This is a genomic window from Ferruginibacter sp., from assembly GCF_014377975.1.
Taxonomy (GTDB): Bacteria; Bacteroidota; Bacteroidia; order Chitinophagales; family Chitinophagaceae; genus Ferruginibacter.
Genome location: NZ_JACMOO010000027.1, coordinates 1 through 19,281, shown reverse-complemented (window position 1 = coordinate 19,281; position 19,281 = coordinate 1). Strand labels below are relative to the sequence as shown.

The window sequence follows — 19,281 nt, the reverse complement described above, 5'->3', positions numbered from 1 at the left end:
GCAATAATATTTTAATAAGCAGGGACAGTCGATCTATTTTGTATACAATAACCTCACATCTATAGCTGACATGGAACGATATTATTTTAAAACACAGGTTAATGGGTATAAATATTTTCAGGAGCTAAATACAATGAAATATGGGTAAGATATGCGGGAGTATATTGCGCCGGAAGCATCAGAAAAAATGCAGGTTGCCCATCAATAACCAAATTTTTAACCGGCGTTGATTATAGGAGGAAAGAAGCTGTCTCAAAAGCAATGTTTGGGCAGCTTCTTATTTATACAAGTTTTAGATAGGTTGCTGCCTAATATTTTTAACCCTTAAAAATTATAAGGGGTTGTGTATCCGATGGCTAAAAATCTTATCTTCAACGTATAAAAAAATAACGGGGCTTTCCAAAATTATAAATGATCATTTTACCGGCAGATTAGCTTTGCTCACCATTATTTTATTTATTTCTTATGATGAAAGTATCTGTTCTTTTTACCTTTTTGTTTCTCCCTTTCCTGGTTTTTTCACAGCATCCTGCTCCTGAAGAATTGTCTATTTCAAAGGCAGCCTTTACAACAAAAAAATTAAAAGGATCTCCCGATTTTTTAGCTGCCGATGGAGACGATGTATGGATTTTAAATACCGGCCGGGTGGAGAAACTTTCAGTCAAAAGCAAACAACCGGTTCTAACTGTTTATATTCCGGATGCATGCGGCGCATTGGTTGTGGGCTTTAATGCAGTATGGGTGGCAAGCTGCAGCCTGCAATCGGTTTACAGGATTGATAATAAAACAGGAAAAATTATCTGTAAAATACATTGTGGAATTGCGGATAGAGCGGGTGAAATAAGTCTGGCTGTTGGTGATAGCGCTGTATGGATTTTATCAGATAGCGCCGGTGTTTTATCACGAATAAATCCAGCGACAAATACTGTTGTGGCAAGGATAGCGGTATTGCCCAATTCCTATTGTGCGGTGTATGATTATAATGGAGTATGGATTACCAATACCAATGCCAATTCGGTTCAGCGGATTGACCCTAAAAAGAATGCAGTAACAGCAACTATCCCCGTTGGCAAAGCACCCAGGTTTCTTGCTGCGGGCGAAAATGGAATCTGGACCTTTAATCAAAGTGATGGCACCGTGAGTCATATTGATCCGTTGCTCAACGAAGTTATTTCGGAAATTGATACCAAAGTTCCGGGAACAGGTGGCGACATTACAACAGGCGCAGGCCGTATTTGGGTTCGTGCAAAATATGGCCGTTTGTTGCAGACCATTAATCCTGTAACGAATGTAGTAGAAACCATTTACAATCCTTTAGCCGGAAGCGGCGCAGTCAGGGTAACCAATCATTTTATATGGGTAACGGCCCATGATATTAATACCATCTGGATATTGAAGCGGTAAAGTTAAAATAACGGTCAGCGGCTTTGTTTAATAGCCGTGATAATTTTTTTTGTACGCCTGTTGGCTCTTGCATCATTAAGTGAAATAACAGCCCAGATTGCAGCGGTATCCAGCCAATAATGGTTAATTGAAGCAACAGGCAAATAATGCCGGTAAAAATTCTGCCTCTTAAAAAAAATGAAAGCCATGGAACCAAAATTGCAACAAATGTCATTTTTTATAAATTTGCCTGGTTTAAAAACAAGAAGGTTAAAAGATAGAAAAATTATTTGTACACTTTTTACTACTCCGTATAAAATACATAAACGGCCTGTCTTTGTTTTAAAAAAATGTATTGTATAAATGCTTTCTTTGGCCTGTAATCAAAAGTATGCTTAGTCTAAAATGAAACTGAAAATGGTTATTCATTTTCTGTGTAAATACATTCAAACAATAAAAATACTATCTTCAGATAATTGGGCGCATTCTTTTATCAACACTATATTTTATGATATTAAAAAGAAGAAATTTTATAAACCTTTCTGCCAGGTTAGTTGGCACAGGGGTGGTTGCAGGAATGAGTTCCTTTACCACCGGCAATACAGTAAAAGAAATAAAATCTACGGAAGATAAACAGCCACCCATCAGGGGAGGTGTAGTGCCCATCACAATAAAAGAAAGAGAAGCACGGATAGAAAAAGCACAACGGTTACTCACAGAACAAAAAATGGGGGCATTGGTACTGGAGTCAGGTACAAGCCTTGAATATTTTACCGGTATTACCTGGTGGCCCAGTGAACGGACTATGGTTGCCATCATTCCAGCAAAAGGAAAGGTGACCTATGTTTGCCCTGGCTTTGAAGAAGCCAGGTTTCGGGAATTGGTTACTATCGGCAACGAAGTACGGCCCTGGCAAGAAGATGAAAGTCCGTATAAAGTAATAACAGGTATTTTAAAGGATGCAGGCATTGGTTCCGGTAATATCGGTATAGAGGAAAGGGTTCGGTTTTTTATCATGGATGGGATAAGAAAAGAAGCGCCGCAGTTAAATTTTGTAAGTGGCGATACAGTTACGATGCCGTGCCGCATGATAAAATCATCGGCAGAAATTGCCCTGATGCAACAGGCAAATGATATTACTATTGCGGTCATCAAAGCATCCTTCAATCAGTTACGGGAGGGTATGACGCCGGCAGAACTATCGGCTGTGGTGGCTACAGCCTATCATACATTGGGCAATGTTTCAGGTGATGCGCTGGTACTTTTTGGAGCGGCTTCTGCTTTTCCGCACGGTAGCCGCCAACCACAAAAATTAAAGAAAGGTGATATAGTTTTAGTGGATAGTGGCTGCAAGGTGGAAGGCTATACCTCCGACATTACCCGTACCATTGTATTTGGGGATGAACCTGCCAAAAGACAAATAGAAATATGGAACCTTGAACAACAATCGCAGGCAGCAGGATTTGCTGCTGCAAAATTGGGTATGGCTTGCGAAAGGGTAGACGCTGCTGCCCGTAAAGTGCTGACAGATGCAGGTTTTGGGCCAGGTTATACATTGCCAGGATTGCCACATCGTACCGGCCATGGTATTGGTATGGATGGGCATGAGTGGGGCAATATGGTAAAAGGAAACCAACAGCTTTTGCAACCGGGAATGTGTTTTAGTGTGGAACCTACAATTTCAATTCCAGGTGAATTTGGTATACGGTTGGAAGATTGTGCATACATGACTGCCGAAGGCCCAAAATGGTTTTCTTTGCCCAGCAAATCTATTCATGAACCATTTGCTTAATGGATAATAACAACGATGTTTATTGAAGGTCATCATTTGCAAACGCCAAAACATGCTGACTATAAAATTTTTTTTTATTTGTTGTGGTTGATGGAAATTTTATTTCTTTTAACCACAATAACTATTCAATCTGGAGTGAGTGATTTATTTTTTTACGGTACTGATTCTTCTCTCTCAACTGAAATGCTGCATTCACCAATTAACGCGGCTAATGCCCCCACAGCAGCAAGTACCGGAGCCAGTACAGCGCCAACCACACCAATAGCAAGCGGAAAAGACATGACTTCTTTTCCGGTTTTATCGTGGATGGAAATTTTTCTTACATTTCCTTCTTCTATCAGGTCCTCAATCTTTTTGAGTAGCTGTTCACCTTTCACCATAAAGGTTTCATTAAACTTGGTTGCCATAATAATCTCCTTTTTGTTTAAAATTATTTATTAAAGTTCGTGTAAAAAATCACGGTCGCTGATGAAAAAATCAATGCAATCATCCAACCTTTCTTTCATCAAAAAATATTGTAAACAGGGTGTATATTTATGGATAAACCTACAATAAATAATCATCACATTTAAAAAAGAAAAGCATTTTTTAAGAATTATTTAGCATAATACCAGGAAGCAGTCTAAAATAGAATTTTCATTTACCATCTTGATGTTGGTGGACCCCAACCCCGGCTAACCGCCGTGGCCAGGATCCCCACCGGCCACGGCTTAAGATATAAGCCATGCCAAAAATCGAGTATAGACAGCTGCTGACAACGAAAACAAAAATGTATGTAATAAATAATATTTTGGGTTGTAAGCCTGCAATTTGTTGTTGTGTTATAACAAATAAATTTTAAAACAACATCTTTCTAACTTAGTTTTTTAACTTTTATATTTTTAAAATAAATAGGCGCCCCGGCATGTTTGCCCTGGAAACCAATGTGGCCATGCAGTGGCAGTATAGCCATCGGGTTGCTTAACCATGCCGGTATTTCCGATCCATCAGGATTGGTTTTGGCCGATGTATAAAGACCCATATTACATTCATTTACCAATACACCATTTAAAACGATCCATATCATTTTACCGCGGCAGGTGATGGTAAAATGGTTCCATTCACCCGGATGCTTCAGCGATTTATTTGTGGCAGCCTTATGGCCAAACACAGCCGCACATTGCCAGGTGGGTGAAACATTACTCCATTCCTTTGAATAGTCATCGGCAATTTGTATTTCTACTGAATGTGGTATCCAGTCTGCAAGGTCGGTGGCATGTACAATCACACCACTGTTGGTTCCGTCGGCAGTTTGAAAATCAAGATCAACTGCAAAATCATCATATTGGTCATTACTCCAAAGTGCTTCATCTTTTGAAGCAGTGAAGATGCCGGCTGAATCTTTCCACACACCTGCCGGAAAAATGGCATTGGAAAGATTTTTTTCAAAAACATTTGTCCAGCCTTTTTCTCCGGTGTTGGGATGTATGTAGGCCGTATCCTGCCCCAGGCAGGGCAATACACAAATACAAAAAAATCCAAACGCAAACAGGGTAATTTTTTTCATGTTGTATTTTTAAAAATGAGTTACTGTTTTAAACGGACAAATAATTTTGACTGATGTTGGTAAACAGCTACAATCAAAATGCTATTTTCCAAATGTAGGGATATTGTTTTAATGTGGAATCCGGTAATGTTTTTTTATTCGTTGCGGTGTCAGCATTTTTAAAATTGAAGATTATTGGTTAGTATATTTAGTTTCAAAACTATATATATATCAAAGGGAGGTGTTGCGGAGAAGTTGTATAAAAATAGAATTTTCATTTGCCATCCTGAGGTTGACGGGGCTAGCCATAGCCGGCAAAAAAGTACAATTTTACTTTTGTAAGTTTTGCTATTGGTGTGAAACTTTTTTAAGAATGTTGATTGTTGGGTTTTATTTAATTCTCTCTATCCTTGTGATATTAACAGTTCCGCAAATTCCTCCAATCGTGTAGGCAATTCTTACTTTCAGGGGTAAGCTATCATTTGTCATATTAAAATCAGCAGGTCTTGTACCAATATGGAAATACGCATTTTGCGAGCCGGGATTTGGATGACCGTCAAGCTCGATAAATGTTCCTCCCTCACAAGGGCCCACCCTAACATCGCCCCCAATAATAATAGCAGTACCATTAAAGGCAGGCAGGTCTTTTTTACATGCAGAATTTAAAAGTATGTATCCTAAAAGGATTGTATAATATAAAAGCCTACGTTTCATAAACATCTGACAATAAAAACCGGTAAAAGGTGGCATTTGAATGAATCAGGGCACCAGAAATAATACCGTGCGATAGATTATTTTAGAATGATTACTCTAATGCGGGGATTAGTAACGATAGGCAACATGTCTAATACCTGTTAACTGGGAAACCATAGTGTGAGTAAGTGTTAGCTTTATAGTGTCGTCAAATTAATGGCATTTACAAAGTAAGATTAAAGTAATTCTTGATTAAGTTTACAACACGTGAAGAACCGTATGAATCAGGAGGCATGCAGGGTTTTTTGCGGAGTTTGGAATTAAAAATCCCCTTGCTTATCCGACTGGCAGTAGTGGTTTTCTCGTCACTTTTTAAATTGTCCAATTTTGTTAAGTGTTTCTGTTAATTCTTCTACTTTGTGCGTGCCAATTAATAATTTTTTCTTGTCGATAAATTCAAGTTGCAAACCTTTGTCACCTGAAACATTAAATGCTTTTCCACTCCCCAAAATTTCCAGCCGTAAACCCCAACCACCATATTCAGTAATTGGATTGTATTGTCTGGTGAATGATTTTGATATTTTGTTCCAACCATAATATTTGAACGAAAAATGAAAGGGGAAAAATCTGACATAAACTCCGTCTTTTGTAATTCGAGTTTCGAGTTGGAAATTAATGCACAAAATTGTAAGAATTAAAATAAGTGCTTCTGTTAGCAGGAGTCCTAAATTGCTCATAGGCTTGTCACCAAATTGTTGTCCGCCTATGACTTGTTTAAAAATTCCAAATAAAATTAGTCCGTTTACTGCAATTAAAATTAGCCAAAGCCACCATTGCGAAAATTTTTGTTTTTCAGAAAATAGAATCTCGCTGTCCATTTGGTAATAATGTTAAATTGTTAGTCTATGTCGTCAAGTACCATTCCCGCCAACTCTTATGTTGCTACCAATAAAAATAAAGCATTACTTCAATACATCAAAAATAACCTGCTCTTCGAAACTGTGCAGATAATATGGGCAATCTGTAACAAGGTAAAGTTGACAATAAAATTTATAGAAGCATGCGGTCTGCGGTGGACAGGCCACCCAAAATACGCCACAAAGATGCTCTTTGCCTGGACAATAAAACCCGTTTAATCTGTTAAGATCAGCCCAATTTGCGTTTCTTATTACTATTAATTCGCCAGTAAAAACATATAAAATAATCCGGCCGAAACCAGCAAAAGTACAGTGATACCTGCTTTGGAAGAAATATTTGCCCTGCGGATCATGCTCATGATCAGGCCAATGGCCATTACAACCAAACCAATCCACACTAAATTTATATAAGGAAAAATATAGGCTTTCAAGGTTACAAAATCAATCATCTTATCCGATTCTTTTACACCGATTTTTATCTTTTTTTGGTCACTGCTTACCCCTGCAAATTTTATGTACAGGTTTTGTGCATACACGGTATCATCCACCTGCTTAATGCCCATACTGTCTATCAGTATCATAGGGGCTGCCCTGTAATGTTCTTTGTCGTTGTCTGTAATAATAAGGTTGGCCGTAACTGCAGGACCGGTAAGCGGTATTTTAAATTTATTGGTTGGCGGATTTTTAATCACGTCATTCAGTACCATAAAGCCTTTTGAATAAAAAATGGTATCGCCAATGGCAATCTCATGTATTTTAAAAGAACTGGTATCTTTCTCCCTGTCAGGATTTAACGCATACGAAATATAAGTAAATACATCATGCGATAAATAATTTTTTGTATCAGGGTTACTGCTCATGTTGTTATTTTTCATGAGGTAAACATCCGGACTCAATATAAATGATTCTGTAACTTTTTTGGTAGCGGCATCTATACGCTGAAACAATAAATGATAAAAGCGTTTACCGGTTTCAAGGCCCGCACTATCATTTAAAAAAGTAACATCGTAGGGTCCCATTTTTTTTGGAACCTGTTTTATGAGGTTAATATTTTCGGCAGCAACATCCTGTTGTTTGGTGAGCGGATCAATGCCCATGGGGATATTAAAATCTTTAAATTTTTCTGTACTGATCACTTCTTTATTTCCTGCAGAAATAAGCATTCCTGCAATCATTAAAGTAAATCCCAAATGTGCAATGGAAGCACCCGCACCTTTTAGTTTACCGTTTAATCCGCTCCAGATATATCCTGCGTTGGATATTACTGAATAGATAGATGCAAATAATGCAATGTACAAAGCAATTAAAAAGCCTGGGCCCTGTTTGTAATAGGTGAGCGGGTAAAATACCGCCAGCAAAGCAGTGATAATTACAGCAATCAATGTTGGCACTGCAAGCTTTTTAACCGTGTAGGCCGTAGGGGTTTTTTTATATTTTAAATACTGTGTGACAGCGCTTAACAAACCAATGATAACGGCTACCAGCACCATCACCTTGTTATAGGAAAATTCTACATCTTCGGGCGGTGCCATTTTGGTGCCGAACACTGAATTGATAACCGGTGTAGATGTTTTGGCAATAATAAATAACGCAGATAAAAAGAAAACCAGTGAACCAATAAACATCCAGAATTCACGGGAACTGGTAGCCTCTTCGGTATGTATTGCCGGAATTTTTTTGAAATTGATAAAGAACAATGTAAGCGACGATACAGTAAATATAGCGAGAAAGGAAAAAATTAAAATATTCATGGCCCTGCCTGCTTCAGTAAAAGCATGTACGGAGGTATCGCCCAAAATACCCGTTCTGGTTAAAAAAGTACTGTATAAAACAAAAACAAAAGTGAGTATCGCAAATAAATAACTAGCCCTGAGGGAATGCCCGGTAGCCTTATACACCACCATGGTGTGCAGCCCGGCAATTAATATCAGCCAGGGAACTAAGGATGCATTTTCAACAGGGTCCCATGCCCAGTAACCACCAAACGATAAAGATTCATAGGCCCATTTTCCACCCATCATAATACCCACACCCAGCACTGCGGCGCTAAATAATGCGTAGGGTAGTGCGGGCTTTACCCAATCACCAAAACGTTTTGTTTGCAGTCCCGCATAGGCAAAGGCAAAAGGCACAATGGTAGAGGCAAAGCCCAAAAATAATATGGGCGGATGTATTACCATCCAGTAGTTGCGCAATAAAACATTTAAGCCAACGCCGTCTTTTATTAAACTTAAATAATCAGACCGTCCAAAAATGGGGCCGTTGATTTCGTTCCTCGTTAATACAAACGGACTATTACCAAACTTGGTACCCAGGATGTACAATCCCATAATCATCATGGCTAAAAATACCTGTGCCAGACTTACCACCGACATCACAGGTGCTTCCCAGTCTTTTGTTTTGTTGATAAGAATTATACCCAGCACACAATGCCAGATGGACCATAATAAAAAACTACCGCTCTGGTCTTCCCAGATACATGCCAGCAAGTATTTATATTCCAGTTCTTTGGAAGTGTGTTTGTAAGCATACAGGTATTCCAGATAATGATGCGAACAGATGTAAAAAATGCAGCTGAATACAGCAAACACGGCGGCACATTGTATAAAAAAACTTATCCTGGCATATTTGATCCACGATAATTTTTCGCCTGCATCTTTTTTTGTAGCAGCAATGGCATAGGAAATGGTGGCAAGCAGCGAGGCTGTAAAAGCAACTAGTATTAAACTATGACCTAAGGTTCCAATCCACAAATGTTCTCCTTCAAATTGCATGGGCTTTTTTTAATATATATTTTTTAAAGAGAGGGCTGGAAGAATTATTAATGAATAATTAACAATTAAAAATTAATAATTGAAGAGAGATGACTCAAAACGACAAAGTTTTAATAACGTATGATTCAAAATTCATAACTCAAAACTTATTTGCTTTCCACAATCGTTTTCTCTTCAACCGTTTGTTCCAACACTTTTTTATCATCTTTGTATTTGCTGGGACATTTTAATAAGATGTCGCTGCATTCAAAAACATCACCCTGCATTTTGCCTTTCAACACTATTCTTTCACTTTGTTCCAGCTCTGCCGGTTTGGTATTGTGGTATACTACTTTTGTAGCATTACCCAGACTGTCTTTGGCTATAAAGGAAAGGTAATTCGGATTTTTTGCAGGATCATAGTCCAGTGGAATGGTTCTGTCTAACCGGGCAATCAGGTGCACAAATTTTCCTTGTTTCTGCCGGGCAGAAGCAACGGTGTCATAAGTTGAAAAATCAACGGAGAGCATAATCAGTGTTCCGATGGCGATGGCAATAACAACTAAAAGAACGATGTGTGTTTTTTTCATAACTATAATTTGACGCCGCAAAGGTAACGCAAAACGTCTGTTATTTATTTAATAATATCGATGACAACTATCATAATACAGCCATATTCCGGTGCATATCTTTTAACAATATCCGTTTTCTTTTGTTGGCCATCTGCTATCTTTGCTACCGTTTTGCATGTGTATAAATGGCAAAATAAATTAATTAATCTTTTGTAATGACAGACCTTTCTCAGTTTGATCCCAATTCGGTTGGCAACCCGAACAACAATATTTTTGGTTTACCCTTTAAAGAAGAAGAAGCCCGCCTGATAATAGTACCCATTCCATGGGAAGTTACCGTAAGCTACAATGCTGGTACAGCAAGGGCTCCGGAGCATGTGTTTAAAGCAAGTCTGCAGGTAGATATTTTTGACCCTGAATTGAAAGATGCCTGGAAGCAGGGGTTTTTTATGCGTCCCTGCGATAAAAAGATATTGATGAAGAGCGACTACCTGCGTAAAGAGGCCGAATTATATATTAATTACATAGCCGAAGGTGAAGAGGTGAAGGATAACAAGTTTATGTGCAAAACACTGAAGGAAGTAAATGCGGGAAGTATTTTTTTAAACGACTGGGTATTTGAACAAACGAAAGACCTGTTGAATGCAGGAAAATTAGTTGGATTACTGGGAGGCGACCATAGTACTCCCCTGGGATTTTTTAAAGCCATTGCCGAAAAGCATGGTGATTTTGGCATTTTACAAATTGATGCACATTGCGATCTTAGAAAAGCGTATGAGAATTTCAATTACTCACATGCGTCCATCATGTACAATGCATTGGAAGAAATTCCGCAGTTGACTAAATTAGTACAGGTGGGGATAAGAGATTATTGTGAGGAAGAATGGGATTATATTGAGGCCAACAAGCAAAGAGTGATTACTTATTTTGATAAAGACATCCGGGAGCGCCAGTATGAAGGGCAAACCTGGCAGGTTATTGCCAGGGAAATAATCAGCCGGTTACCGCAAATAGTGTTCATCAGTTTTGATATTGACGGACTGGATCCAAAATTATGTCCGCATACCGGTACGCCTGTACAAGGTGGTTTTGAAACCGAGCAACTATTTTACTTATTTAAATTATTAATGCAAAGCGGTCGCAAAATAGTAGGCTTCGATTTAAATGAGGTAGGGGTAAGCCACAACGAATGGGATGAAAATGTTGGTGCAAGATGCCTGTTTAAATTGTGCAGCATGCTAGTTGTTTCTAATCCCGCATAATGTTTATTTATTACACGAATTATGATTTATTCCAAGGGTTAATCATCGAAACGGTTATTTTAAGCACAACCTAACGCTGATTTGTAGTAAAATAGTCAGGAGAAAAACGCCCTGGATAATTGCTTTACTGTTTGGTTTTTGTGTTCATTAAAATGGTTGAGACACTATACAGGAAATGAATTATGTACACATTCACTATAAAAGATACCGGCACTGATATTAATATTGTAGTAACAAGAAGTTTGCTGGCACTTTCGGGTATTGCATCTTTGTTATACCATGGCCACGCTTATTATTACATTAATATTCTGGCATCAATCATATTATTTATTGCAGCATTTTTTGCAAGCCGGTTGTTGGTACAATATAAAATTTCTACTGCCTTGTTGTTAGGCTTAGCCGCGTTGATGGTGTTTATTGCCACACTTTTTATTCCCTTTGCGGCCTTGTTGATTTTATATGGCTTGCTGGTAAAAAAAATATACCAGGTTCCGGTGGTAAATGTAAATTCCGAAGGGGTACATATCATAAAAGCATTTGGCAATACCGATCACAACTGGGATGAATTCAACAATATTGTTTTAAAAGATAACCTGCTTACGCTGGATTTTACCAATAATAAATTACTGCAACTTACCATTGCAGACGACAGCCTTACCGTAGATGAGTATAGCTTTAATATTTTTTGTAGTGGTTTTATTGGTATTTGATTTTGTAAAAATGTAGTGATCCCGGCGATGGTTATAAAACGGGCCAGCGGTTGGGGCAACTTGCAGTAAGAGTCAACATACTGTTTCAGCCATTACTTCGCCATCTTTATTATTATTTTATTTATGGAATTTTTACCCGTTGGCATCTGTACCAAAAACTACCGCTATGCCAGCCCATTACTCCCTGCCGGTAATTCATCCTCCTTTTGAATTACTGAAGCGTTCGGCACCCATACTGCATTTTATTGCAGCCTCTGTTATATTGATCAATGGCCTGCATCATTTTAATATTCATCATGCCAGTAAAATAATCTGTTATTGCCAGTTGCTGATTGCAGCGGATGTATACCTGCTTTTGTTTTTTGTAGCCATTGGTGTACTCAGGGATGCAACACAGGTAAATTGTATTTTTCGCTTTATTGAAATGATGACCCTGATGGGCATTGGCCTTTTGCTAATCAGTGATGGACATACTTTTTTAGGTACAGTACATTTTTTATTATTCTCGGGATATGCACTTATTTTTTTTAGGGAATACCGGATATTGCATTCAGAAGCGGTTGATATTAGCCGAACAGGTATTACTATTCCTAATTTTGTAGCAGATGCGGAAATTAGCTGGCAGGATATAAAAATGGTAATTCCAAAATACCATTGTATTTTAATTGAAACTTTCCGCCATAAAAAAATACTGTTTCAACTACGTACCAATTTAAAAATTGAGGAACTGCAACAAATTGACGAATTTTGCAGACAACACCAATGTACTGTTTAGTAAGCCAGGAATATTATCCGTTCTGAAAAATTATCCAGTAAAAAATTATCAATTATTATGACTCCTTACATTTTATACTCCGATGGAGACGGAAACATCTTTGAAGACACATCACTTTATGTAACTGGCCGCAGTGGCTGGGATGCATTGCCCATTGAGGAAAGCGACTGGATAGAATTACCCGATGGCGGTAATTTGTATGAACTACCCGGCCGCAAAGGAATTGGCATTGATGTAAAAACCGGCGATATGCGGTTGTGTGAAAAAGGATGGGCTGTAGCAGCCTTTATTCCGCCTGCACACACGGGTCTTTACATGGCAGCTTATGAAACAGCGCAGGATGCGCCCACACTTCCCTTATTTTGTTATACGGCTGCCGGCTGGTGGGATAATAAATTTTATGTACCTGCTGTACGCATAGAAAATGATATCCGCCAGGAATGTGAAGGCTATGATGAAGCGGAGATCGCAAACGGTACAGACTACCTCTTAAAAACCTATCCACACAACCGGTTGGTAAAACATTTAATGGAAAATTGTTGTCTTACCTATAATTGTCCTGCCGCAAGAAATTTAGCCATGGGCAGATGGGAGTGCCCTGTCCCTTCTTCACCCGCCTGTAATGCCAACTGCATTGGCTGTATCAGTTTTCAGCCGGTAGAAGAAACCATTGTAAGTACGCAAGACCGGTTAACCTTCAGGCCTACGCCCGAAGAAATTACAGAGTTCACCGTACCGCATTTGGAAACCGCTCCATTTCCAATTATAAGCTTTGGGCAAGGCTGTGAAGGCGAGCCTTTACTGATGTGGGAAACCATCCGCGACAGTATTGTTGAAATACGAAAGCATACCCAAAAAGGAAGCATCAATATTAATACCAACGGCAGCAAGCCCGATGCTGTAAAAGCCTTGTGCGAAGCGGGTTTAAACAGTATGCGGGTAAGTACCAACTCGGCCCGTGAAAGCGTTTACATGCCTTACTACCGCCCTAATAATTATGTGTTTGCCGACTTAATTGAAAGCCTTAAAGTAATGCGTAGTTATGGTGGCTGGACGAGCATAAATTACTTTGTTTTTCCTGGTATGACGGATAGTATTGAAGAATATGAAGCCTTAAGAAAACTGATAAAAGAAACTGACCTCTGCATGATACAGTGGCGTAATTTTAATATTGATCCCGATTGGTACCTGGGTAAAATTGGTGTTACCGAAACAGGGGAATGCATGGGTGTAAAGCAACTGATGGAACTGATACGGGAAGAATTTCCTGATGTAAAGTTTGGTTATTTTAATCCTTCAATTGAAAGAATTAAAGGAGATTTTGAAGTAGATTTTGCTCATTGATTTTATTTAATAAAAATAGGTTAATAAAAAGCCACCAGGATAACTGGTGGCCTCCCGGCGATTTATGCCAGGCAGATTATTTGTTGAACATTCGGTTAACGCGCTGTTACCGAAGGTGCCCATGATTGATCTGTAGATTGCATGAATACCTCCTTTTTATTTGATGAAAAATAAAGTTAAGGATTTTTGCAAATACAATCATCACTTGTGGAAACCTTAACAACTAATTTTACTAAACAAACAGCTCATATTTCTAATTTCTCCAGCACCAAAAGCGTTTCTAAAAACTCATTCCAGGATGCCTGCCATTTTTCTTTTGCAGTACTTATTTTTTCATTATTCTCTGTACTGCCAGTACCTTTTGTTTTCATATATTCTTCCAGTTTGGCCAATGTTTCCTTATTTAATTCTTCCAGGTGTTTTGTATGTTCCATAATACTTTTTTTATAAATTTTTAATACCCTAAAATTACTTTGTTTAAATTGAACGGCGTTTTTTTTAATGCGTTAGAAGCTAAATTTTTTCGGTGAAGGTGATAAACTGATTTAAGCGCATACAGTAATACATTGCAAATAAATAAAAAAAAGGAACGTAACTTTTAGAAAAGCCGGAGAATAATACTTAGCACGCCTTTACGCCGGATAAAAAATTTTCCATCTTTCCACAAAAGTCTGAAAAGTAACCATTACTTTGAATGCGATAAAAACCAGAGGAAATCTTTTTCAATGGATGTTAGCAAAGGCACATAATAAAGAGATCGGTTTTGCCCACTTCTTTTTGCGTAGTATTCATGAAGCGGCAAGGCAATTTATTTAAATGATTTGTATGGTAAAGATGTTTACAGAAAACAGGATATTGGTAAATTTTTTTTAGAAAAAATAATTCCATGGTTAAAAAACAGCGATTGTAAAAAACTGCGCTGGCAGGGTTCTAAATGGAATATTTCTGCCATTGATTTCTACAAAAAAATGAATGTCACTATTGATGAAACAGATATCAACTGCAATTTGCTTCTGGTGTAAAATAAAACCCCGGTGAACAAAAAAGGAGACGGCTATTCAGTTATCTTTGGAGCAACCAAAAAGCTTGTTATATGAAATTTTATTTACTAATCGGTTGTATTTATTTTATTGCTATCGCATCCGTTGGTGCACAGAATCTGGTCTTCAAAGCCAATGCCTTCCTCAATATGCTGGAAACTGCACAACGTGCCAAAGCCTTGTATCCATTTGATACAACAGAACGTTACCGCTTTCACTATGTTCCGCAGGATGACCGTAAAGGAATTTCTTTTAATGAACTTACTCCTGCCCAGCGGGAAGCCGCCATAGCGTTGTTAAAGACTTGCCTTACCCCTGAAACCGTTAATAAGGTGCAGGAAATTATGCTGCTCGATAATGTGTTGAAAGAACTGGAACATCAAAAGCCGGAGAGCCATTACCGTGATCCGCTTAAATATTTTGTAACCATTTTTGGTGTGCCTGCAGCTGGTAATACCTGGGGCTGGCGATTTGAAGGACATCACATTTCCTTTCATTTTTCTGCCAGCAACAATCAATTGGTAGCTGCTACGCCCGGTTTCATAGGCGATAATCCTGCCATTGTATTAAGTGGTGAACAAAAAGGAAAAGAGGTTTTAAAAGACGAAACAGACAAGGGGTTTGCATTGGTGCAAGCCTTATCACCGGAGGAATTAAAAAAAGCGCTTACTGATACCATTGTGCCAAAAGATGTTGTGACTGTAAATAACCGGCAGGCGATGATTAACCAGCCTGCAGGAATCCGTTATTCAGAACTATCCCCTGCCAATAAGCAGCGTATGCTGCAACTGCTAAATTTGTATGTGCATCGTTACACTACACTGTTTGCAGAAACCATGCTGAAGGAAATTCAGACAGCCGGGCTGGATAATCTATGGTTTACCTGGATAGGTTATACTGATCATATTTTTGGAAAGCCTTGTTATTACCGCATACAAGGCCCTACAATAATTATAGAATACGATAATACACAAAACAACGCCAACCATATTCATACGGTGGTAAGAGATCTTAAAATTGATTTTGGCGGAGATCCATTGCTGGAACATTACAGGCAAAGCCATCAATAAATATTAGTCAGCATTCCATAGTAAAATTAAAATTTCTTTTTAAAAGGTATGACAGCAGAAATAAATCAGTCTTTTCCAGAGGTATATAATGCAATGATGGAAGCCACAGCGGCTACTGGATTTTCTATGGCCTCTGATCTATTAACCTGTTCATTATTGCGTACACTGGCGGCTTCAAAACCAGCAGGTAAAATGCTGGAACTGGGCACAGGCACCGGGCTTTCTACGTCCTGGATATTAGATGGAATGGATGAACAATCTTCATTAATTTCAGTTGACAATGATCCGGTGTTTTTAAACATCGCTGATAATTTTTTAAAAGACGATCACCGGCTGCAATTAATTACTGCTGATGGCGGGCAATGGGTAGAAACCAACAGACATAAAAAATTTGATTACATTTTTGCAGATACCTGGCACGGCAAATACCTGATGCTGGATGAAGTACTGGCCATGTTAAACCCCGGTGCACTGTACATTATTGATGATATGCTGCCACAACCAAACTGGCCGGAAGGCCACCAGGAAAAGGCAGTAAAGCTGGTGAATGATTTGGCTGCCAAACCCGATTTGTTGCTTACCAAACAAGTGTGGGCAACAGGTATTATAATTGCAGTAAAAAAATAATGCATCCTGTTTTACATGTGGCAATAATTTTTAGTGGTTATATTATTTATAATTCCAAATAGCGGCGTTGAATGAAAACTTTTTATAAGATCATCCTTTTGACATTTTTAATAAGTTGTATAAACACAACTTTTGCACAACAAAATAAACTGCTCAGCGGGCAACAGCCACAACTTAGCATTGACAATTCGGGTATCATAAGAATGGTGTATGGAGAAGATGATAAAATATACTGTGCCAGTTCAAAAGACAATGGCCAGTCATTCCCGGATATACAATTGGTTGCTACGGTAAAAGACATGCACCTTGGAATGTCGAGAGGCCCGCAGTTGGCCAGCTCAAAAAATTATTCCATGATTGCGGCCATCGATAAAAAAGGATCGGTGCATATTTTTAAGTTGTCGCATGCCACCGGTAAATGGATGCAGACCGGCCTGGCCAACGATATTACCAATAGCGCACCCGAAGGATTAATGAATATTGCGGCGGATAACAATGATAATTTTTTTGCGGTATGGCTGGACACCCGGGCGGATAAAAAAAATAAGATTTGCTTTGCCAAAACCACCAGCCAGGGACACACCTGGACCGCCAATAAAATGGCCTATATTTCACCGGATAAAACGGTGTGCGAATGTTGCAAACCCAGCATTGCAGTCAACGGATCAAAAGTATTCATTCAGTTCAGAAACTGGTTAAACGGTTCCAGGGACCTTTATTTATTATCATCGGATAATGGCGGCAACACATTTAACCAACCGGTAAAATTGGGCAACGGCACCTGGAAATTAAAAGGCTGCCCCATGGATGGCGGTGGGTTAGTAGTAAGTGAAAAAAATGAGGTTACCACTGTTTGGCGAAGGGAGGATAAAATATATTATTCAAAACCAGGCGAGCCTGAAATTGAAATTGCAACAGGACGCAACTGTAGTATCTCCAACCCACGCCAGCCGGTTATTACATGGCAGCAAGGCGACAACTTAAAAATAAAAGACGTCAATAAAGGTGATATACTGGAAGCTGGCAAAGGAGCTTTTTTAAAATCCATCAGCACAAAAGATAATAAAATATTTTGTGCCTGGGAAACTGATGGCCATATTGCGTTTGCCAGAATGTAAGGTTTGCCAGATATTGTAGTATATGACAGGCAATCAATATTAATAATTACACAGGACATGCGGGATATGATAGAAACACGGATAATACTGATTTTGATTAATGCTACAGAGACTGATATCCAGTGATAAATTTCCGCCAAACATTTCAATAAAAAGTACAGTAGCGAATTGGGAAAGAGTACCAAAAAGATAAAATGTACAATGGTGCGACGCCAATGAAGTTTCACATAGCTGTGTATTGGCCGGGCTCACAAAAAAAATATTACGGAGATGTAACTTAAAATAACAAACCGGGTGCCGTACATGCAACCCGGTTTGTTGTAAAACAGCAGTTATTTTAAAAAGTAAATCTTGCAGAAACGCCTATAGCACTGGCATCAAAACCTACATTGGTAATGATGTTTAATTCTGGTTTCCAGTCGAGAGAAATGTTGAGGGGTACCTGGTCAAATTTATAATCCAGCCCTGCAATACCTGCTGCACCAATAAAAGTTGTGCTATACCGGAAGGCAGCATAACCGCCCGCACCAACAAACCAGTGAAGGTGATCTACCGATTCAATGGGATGGTGCCACTCATACAAAGCACACAAGCCAAGGCCATTGCTGATACCTATAATACCTTCTATAGCACTGGTTTCATTTAAAAAATGTTTTAGGGTAAAACCTGGAGAAATGGCGGGTGAATTTGGCCCAAGGCGGATACCTACGGCATTTTGATACTCCTGTGCTGTTGCCGAAAATACAATTACAGTAAGGATACTAAATAATACAATAATTTTTTTCATGTTAACTCTTAAACGGTTATTAATAATTTAAATATTTAGTTAGCCCAGGGTAATTATTTTGCAATAATACAATTGTATAAGGCTCAAAAAACAAATTATTTTGTTAAGGCTTTGCAAAAAATGAGTCGGTAATATTGCACTGACTGTATTTAGCGGTTATGCTTATATTCACGTTTTCAAAAAATTAATACGGCACAAAATATTTATGAGATGTACATTATTTATATTTATTGCCGTATGTTTTTTATCGGCAGCCAGCTTTGGCCATCAACAGGGTACACGGTTTAAGGCACTGGTACTTTTTGAAAATGGTGGACACCATATTGCTTATTCCATGGAAGCAAAACGGTGGCTTAACCAATTGGCGGCAGACAGCAATTTTTCGGTTACCTACATAAACAATACAGATTCAATTACTGAAAATTACCTGGCGAAGTATCAGTTATTTATTCAATTAGATTATCCGCCCTATGGCTGGAAAGCGGCAGCAGTCGGGGCTTTTGAAAACTATATTGAACAAGGGAAAGGAGGATGGATTGGTTTTCACCATGCCAGTTTACTAGGCGAATTTGATGGATATTCTATATGGCCATGGTTCCGCGATTTTATGGGTGGTATACGTTTTACAAATTATATTCCTGGTTTTGCAAATGGTATTGTGCAGGTAGAAGACAGCCTTCATCCTTGTATGAAAAATATACCCGGCCAGTTTACAATTGATAAAGAAGAATGGTATACCTACGATAAAAGTCCGCGGGAAAATGTACATGTAATTGCACGTGTTAACGAATTAACCTATAATCCTGCATCGGCAATTAAAATGGGCGATCACCCGGTAATATGGAGCAATACAAAATATGCCGCCAGAAACATTTATATATTTATGGGTCATTCACCGGAATTATTTACCAAT

Annotated in this window: 20 protein-coding genes; 12 read left to right on the top strand and 8 right to left on the bottom strand. The window is 38.6% G+C overall.

Annotation, left to right across the window (positions count from 1 at the left end; translation table 11 throughout):
- The first annotated feature begins 465 nt into the window (after window positions 1-465).
- Both H7254_RS01895 and H7254_RS01890 read left to right on the top strand, forming a co-directional pair.
- Window positions 466-1,404, top strand: coding sequence for a YncE family protein (locus H7254_RS01895; RefSeq protein WP_301920891.1), 939 nt, complete (start codon window positions 466-468; stop codon window positions 1,402-1,404).
- Between the two features lie 487 nt (window positions 1,405-1,891).
- On the top strand, window positions 1,892-3,175 hold the full coding sequence (locus tag H7254_RS01890; RefSeq protein WP_301931371.1) for a Xaa-Pro peptidase family protein: 1,284 nt from the start codon (window positions 1,892-1,894) through the stop codon (window positions 3,173-3,175).
- Between the two features lie 152 nt (window positions 3,176-3,327).
- On the opposite strand, the gene H7254_RS01885 is transcribed toward H7254_RS01890, so the two are convergent.
- The 4 genes from H7254_RS01885 to H7254_RS01870 all read right to left on the bottom strand — a co-directional run bounded on the left by H7254_RS01885 (window position 3,328) and on the right by H7254_RS01870 (window position 6,271).
- Complete coding sequence (locus H7254_RS01885) at window positions 3,328-3,582, bottom strand: DUF4342 domain-containing protein (RefSeq protein ID WP_301931370.1); 255 nt, start codon at window positions 3,580-3,582, stop codon at window positions 3,328-3,330.
- 446 nt (window positions 3,583-4,028) lie between these two features.
- Window positions 4,029-4,721: a DUF1080 domain-containing protein gene (locus H7254_RS01880; protein ID WP_301931369.1), complete on the bottom strand. Its 693-nt coding sequence runs from the start codon at window positions 4,719-4,721 to the stop codon at window positions 4,029-4,031.
- 369 nt (window positions 4,722-5,090) lie between these two features.
- A complete protein-coding gene (locus tag H7254_RS01875; protein ID WP_301931368.1) occupies window positions 5,091-5,414 on the bottom strand; it encodes a hypothetical protein in 324 nt (107 codons plus the stop codon).
- 344 nt (window positions 5,415-5,758) lie between these two features.
- Window positions 5,759-6,271, bottom strand: coding sequence for a hypothetical protein (locus tag H7254_RS01870; protein WP_301931367.1), 513 nt, complete (start codon window positions 6,269-6,271; stop codon window positions 5,759-5,761).
- A gap of 27 nt (window positions 6,272-6,298) precedes the next feature.
- Between H7254_RS01870 and H7254_RS01865 the strand changes: the two genes are divergently transcribed.
- Window positions 6,299-6,529 carry a hypothetical protein gene (locus H7254_RS01865; RefSeq protein ID WP_301931366.1) on the top strand — a complete coding sequence of 77 codons (231 nt, stop codon included), beginning with the start codon at window positions 6,299-6,301 and terminating at the stop codon, window positions 6,527-6,529.
- A 38-nt stretch (window positions 6,530-6,567) separates the two neighbouring features.
- Here H7254_RS01865 and ccsA read toward each other — a convergent pair whose 3' ends face one another.
- Entirely contained in the window at window positions 6,568-9,084 is a 2,517-nt protein-coding gene (gene ccsA / locus H7254_RS01860; protein WP_301931365.1) for a cytochrome c biogenesis protein CcsA, read from the bottom strand.
- 146 nt (window positions 9,085-9,230) lie between these two features.
- The gene (locus H7254_RS01855; protein ID WP_301924317.1) at window positions 9,231-9,653 is read right to left on the bottom strand and encodes a cytochrome c maturation protein CcmE; all 423 of its coding nucleotides are present in this window, start codon (window positions 9,651-9,653) and stop codon (window positions 9,231-9,233) included.
- A gap of 197 nt (window positions 9,654-9,850) precedes the next feature.
- On the opposite strand from H7254_RS01855, the gene H7254_RS01850 reads away from it, so the two are divergent.
- From H7254_RS01850 to H7254_RS01835, 4 genes are all read left to right on the top strand, one after another.
- A complete protein-coding gene (locus H7254_RS01850; RefSeq protein WP_301931364.1) occupies window positions 9,851-10,897 on the top strand; it encodes an agmatinase family protein in 1,047 nt (348 codons plus the stop codon).
- A gap of 182 nt (window positions 10,898-11,079) precedes the next feature.
- On the top strand, window positions 11,080-11,607 hold the full coding sequence (locus tag H7254_RS01845) for a hypothetical protein (protein ID WP_301931363.1): 528 nt from the start codon (window positions 11,080-11,082) through the stop codon (window positions 11,605-11,607).
- Between the two features lie 166 nt (window positions 11,608-11,773).
- Window positions 11,774-12,382 carry a hypothetical protein gene (locus tag H7254_RS01840; RefSeq protein ID WP_301931362.1) on the top strand — a complete coding sequence of 203 codons (609 nt, stop codon included), beginning with the start codon at window positions 11,774-11,776 and terminating at the stop codon, window positions 12,380-12,382.
- A gap of 57 nt (window positions 12,383-12,439) precedes the next feature.
- Complete coding sequence (locus tag H7254_RS01835; protein WP_301931361.1) at window positions 12,440-13,726, top strand: radical SAM protein; 1,287 nt, start codon at window positions 12,440-12,442, stop codon at window positions 13,724-13,726.
- 245 nt (window positions 13,727-13,971) lie between these two features.
- Here H7254_RS01835 and H7254_RS01830 read toward each other — a convergent pair whose 3' ends face one another.
- Complete coding sequence (locus H7254_RS01830) at window positions 13,972-14,160, bottom strand: hypothetical protein (protein WP_301931360.1); 189 nt, start codon at window positions 14,158-14,160, stop codon at window positions 13,972-13,974.
- Window positions 14,161-14,532: 372 nt separating this feature from the next.
- Here H7254_RS01830 and H7254_RS21390 point away from each other — a divergent pair, with 372 nt between their 5' ends.
- The 4 genes from H7254_RS21390 to H7254_RS01815 all read left to right on the top strand — a co-directional run bounded on the left by H7254_RS21390 (window position 14,533) and on the right by H7254_RS01815 (window position 17,581).
- The gene (locus H7254_RS21390; protein WP_367875410.1) at window positions 14,533-14,748 is read left to right on the top strand and encodes a GNAT family N-acetyltransferase; all 216 of its coding nucleotides are present in this window, start codon (window positions 14,533-14,535) and stop codon (window positions 14,746-14,748) included.
- Window positions 14,749-14,819: 71 nt separating this feature from the next.
- Entirely contained in the window at window positions 14,820-15,836 is a 1,017-nt protein-coding gene (locus H7254_RS01825) for a DUF3500 domain-containing protein (protein WP_301931359.1), read from the top strand.
- 48 nt (window positions 15,837-15,884) lie between these two features.
- Window positions 15,885-16,463, top strand: a complete 579-nt coding sequence (locus H7254_RS01820) for an O-methyltransferase (protein WP_301931358.1) — start codon at window positions 15,885-15,887, stop codon at window positions 16,461-16,463.
- 98 nt (window positions 16,464-16,561) lie between these two features.
- A complete protein-coding gene (locus H7254_RS01815; RefSeq protein ID WP_301931357.1) occupies window positions 16,562-17,581 on the top strand; it encodes a hypothetical protein in 1,020 nt (339 codons plus the stop codon).
- 337 nt (window positions 17,582-17,918) lie between these two features.
- On the opposite strand, the gene H7254_RS01810 is transcribed toward H7254_RS01815, so the two are convergent.
- Window positions 17,919-18,368, bottom strand: coding sequence for a hypothetical protein (locus H7254_RS01810; protein WP_301931356.1), 450 nt, complete (start codon window positions 18,366-18,368; stop codon window positions 17,919-17,921).
- Window positions 18,369-18,573: 205 nt separating this feature from the next.
- Between H7254_RS01810 and H7254_RS01805 the strand changes: the two genes are divergently transcribed.
- Window positions 18,574-19,281 (top strand): ThuA domain-containing protein (locus H7254_RS01805; RefSeq protein WP_301931355.1); only part of this gene is annotated, 708 nt, incomplete at its 3' end.

Coding starts and splice junctions, on each gene's coding strand:
- H7254_RS01810 (WP_301931356.1), bottom strand. CDS start 18,368: ATGAAAAAAATTATTGTATTATTTAGTATCCTTACTGTAATTGTATTT.
- ccsA (WP_301931365.1), bottom strand. CDS start 9,084: ATGCAATTTGAAGGAGAACATTTGTGGATTGGAACCTTAGGTCATAGT.
- H7254_RS01845 (WP_301931363.1), top strand. CDS start 11,080: ATGTACACATTCACTATAAAAGATACCGGCACTGATATTAATATTGTA.
- H7254_RS01885 (WP_301931370.1), bottom strand. CDS start 3,582: ATGGCAACCAAGTTTAATGAAACCTTTATGGTGAAAGGTGAACAGCTA.
- H7254_RS01870 (WP_301931367.1), bottom strand. CDS start 6,271: ATGGACAGCGAGATTCTATTTTCTGAAAAACAAAAATTTTCGCAATGG.
- H7254_RS01820 (WP_301931358.1), top strand. CDS start 15,885: ATGACAGCAGAAATAAATCAGTCTTTTCCAGAGGTATATAATGCAATG.
- H7254_RS01835 (WP_301931361.1), top strand. CDS start 12,440: ATGACTCCTTACATTTTATACTCCGATGGAGACGGAAACATCTTTGAA.
- H7254_RS01865 (WP_301931366.1), top strand. CDS start 6,299: ATGTCGTCAAGTACCATTCCCGCCAACTCTTATGTTGCTACCAATAAA.
- H7254_RS01880 (WP_301931369.1), bottom strand. CDS start 4,721: ATGAAAAAAATTACCCTGTTTGCGTTTGGATTTTTTTGTATTTGTGTA.
- H7254_RS01890 (WP_301931371.1), top strand. CDS start 1,892: ATGATATTAAAAAGAAGAAATTTTATAAACCTTTCTGCCAGGTTAGTT.
- H7254_RS01850 (WP_301931364.1), top strand. CDS start 9,851: ATGACAGACCTTTCTCAGTTTGATCCCAATTCGGTTGGCAACCCGAAC.
- H7254_RS01830 (WP_301931360.1), bottom strand. CDS start 14,160: ATGGAACATACAAAACACCTGGAAGAATTAAATAAGGAAACATTGGCC.
- H7254_RS01825 (WP_301931359.1), top strand. CDS start 14,820: ATGAAATTTTATTTACTAATCGGTTGTATTTATTTTATTGCTATCGCA.
- H7254_RS01855 (WP_301924317.1), bottom strand. CDS start 9,653: ATGAAAAAAACACACATCGTTCTTTTAGTTGTTATTGCCATCGCCATC.
- H7254_RS01875 (WP_301931368.1), bottom strand. CDS start 5,414: ATGAAACGTAGGCTTTTATATTATACAATCCTTTTAGGATACATACTT.
- H7254_RS01840 (WP_301931362.1), top strand. CDS start 11,774: ATGCCAGCCCATTACTCCCTGCCGGTAATTCATCCTCCTTTTGAATTA.
- H7254_RS01895 (WP_301920891.1), top strand. CDS start 466: ATGATGAAAGTATCTGTTCTTTTTACCTTTTTGTTTCTCCCTTTCCTG.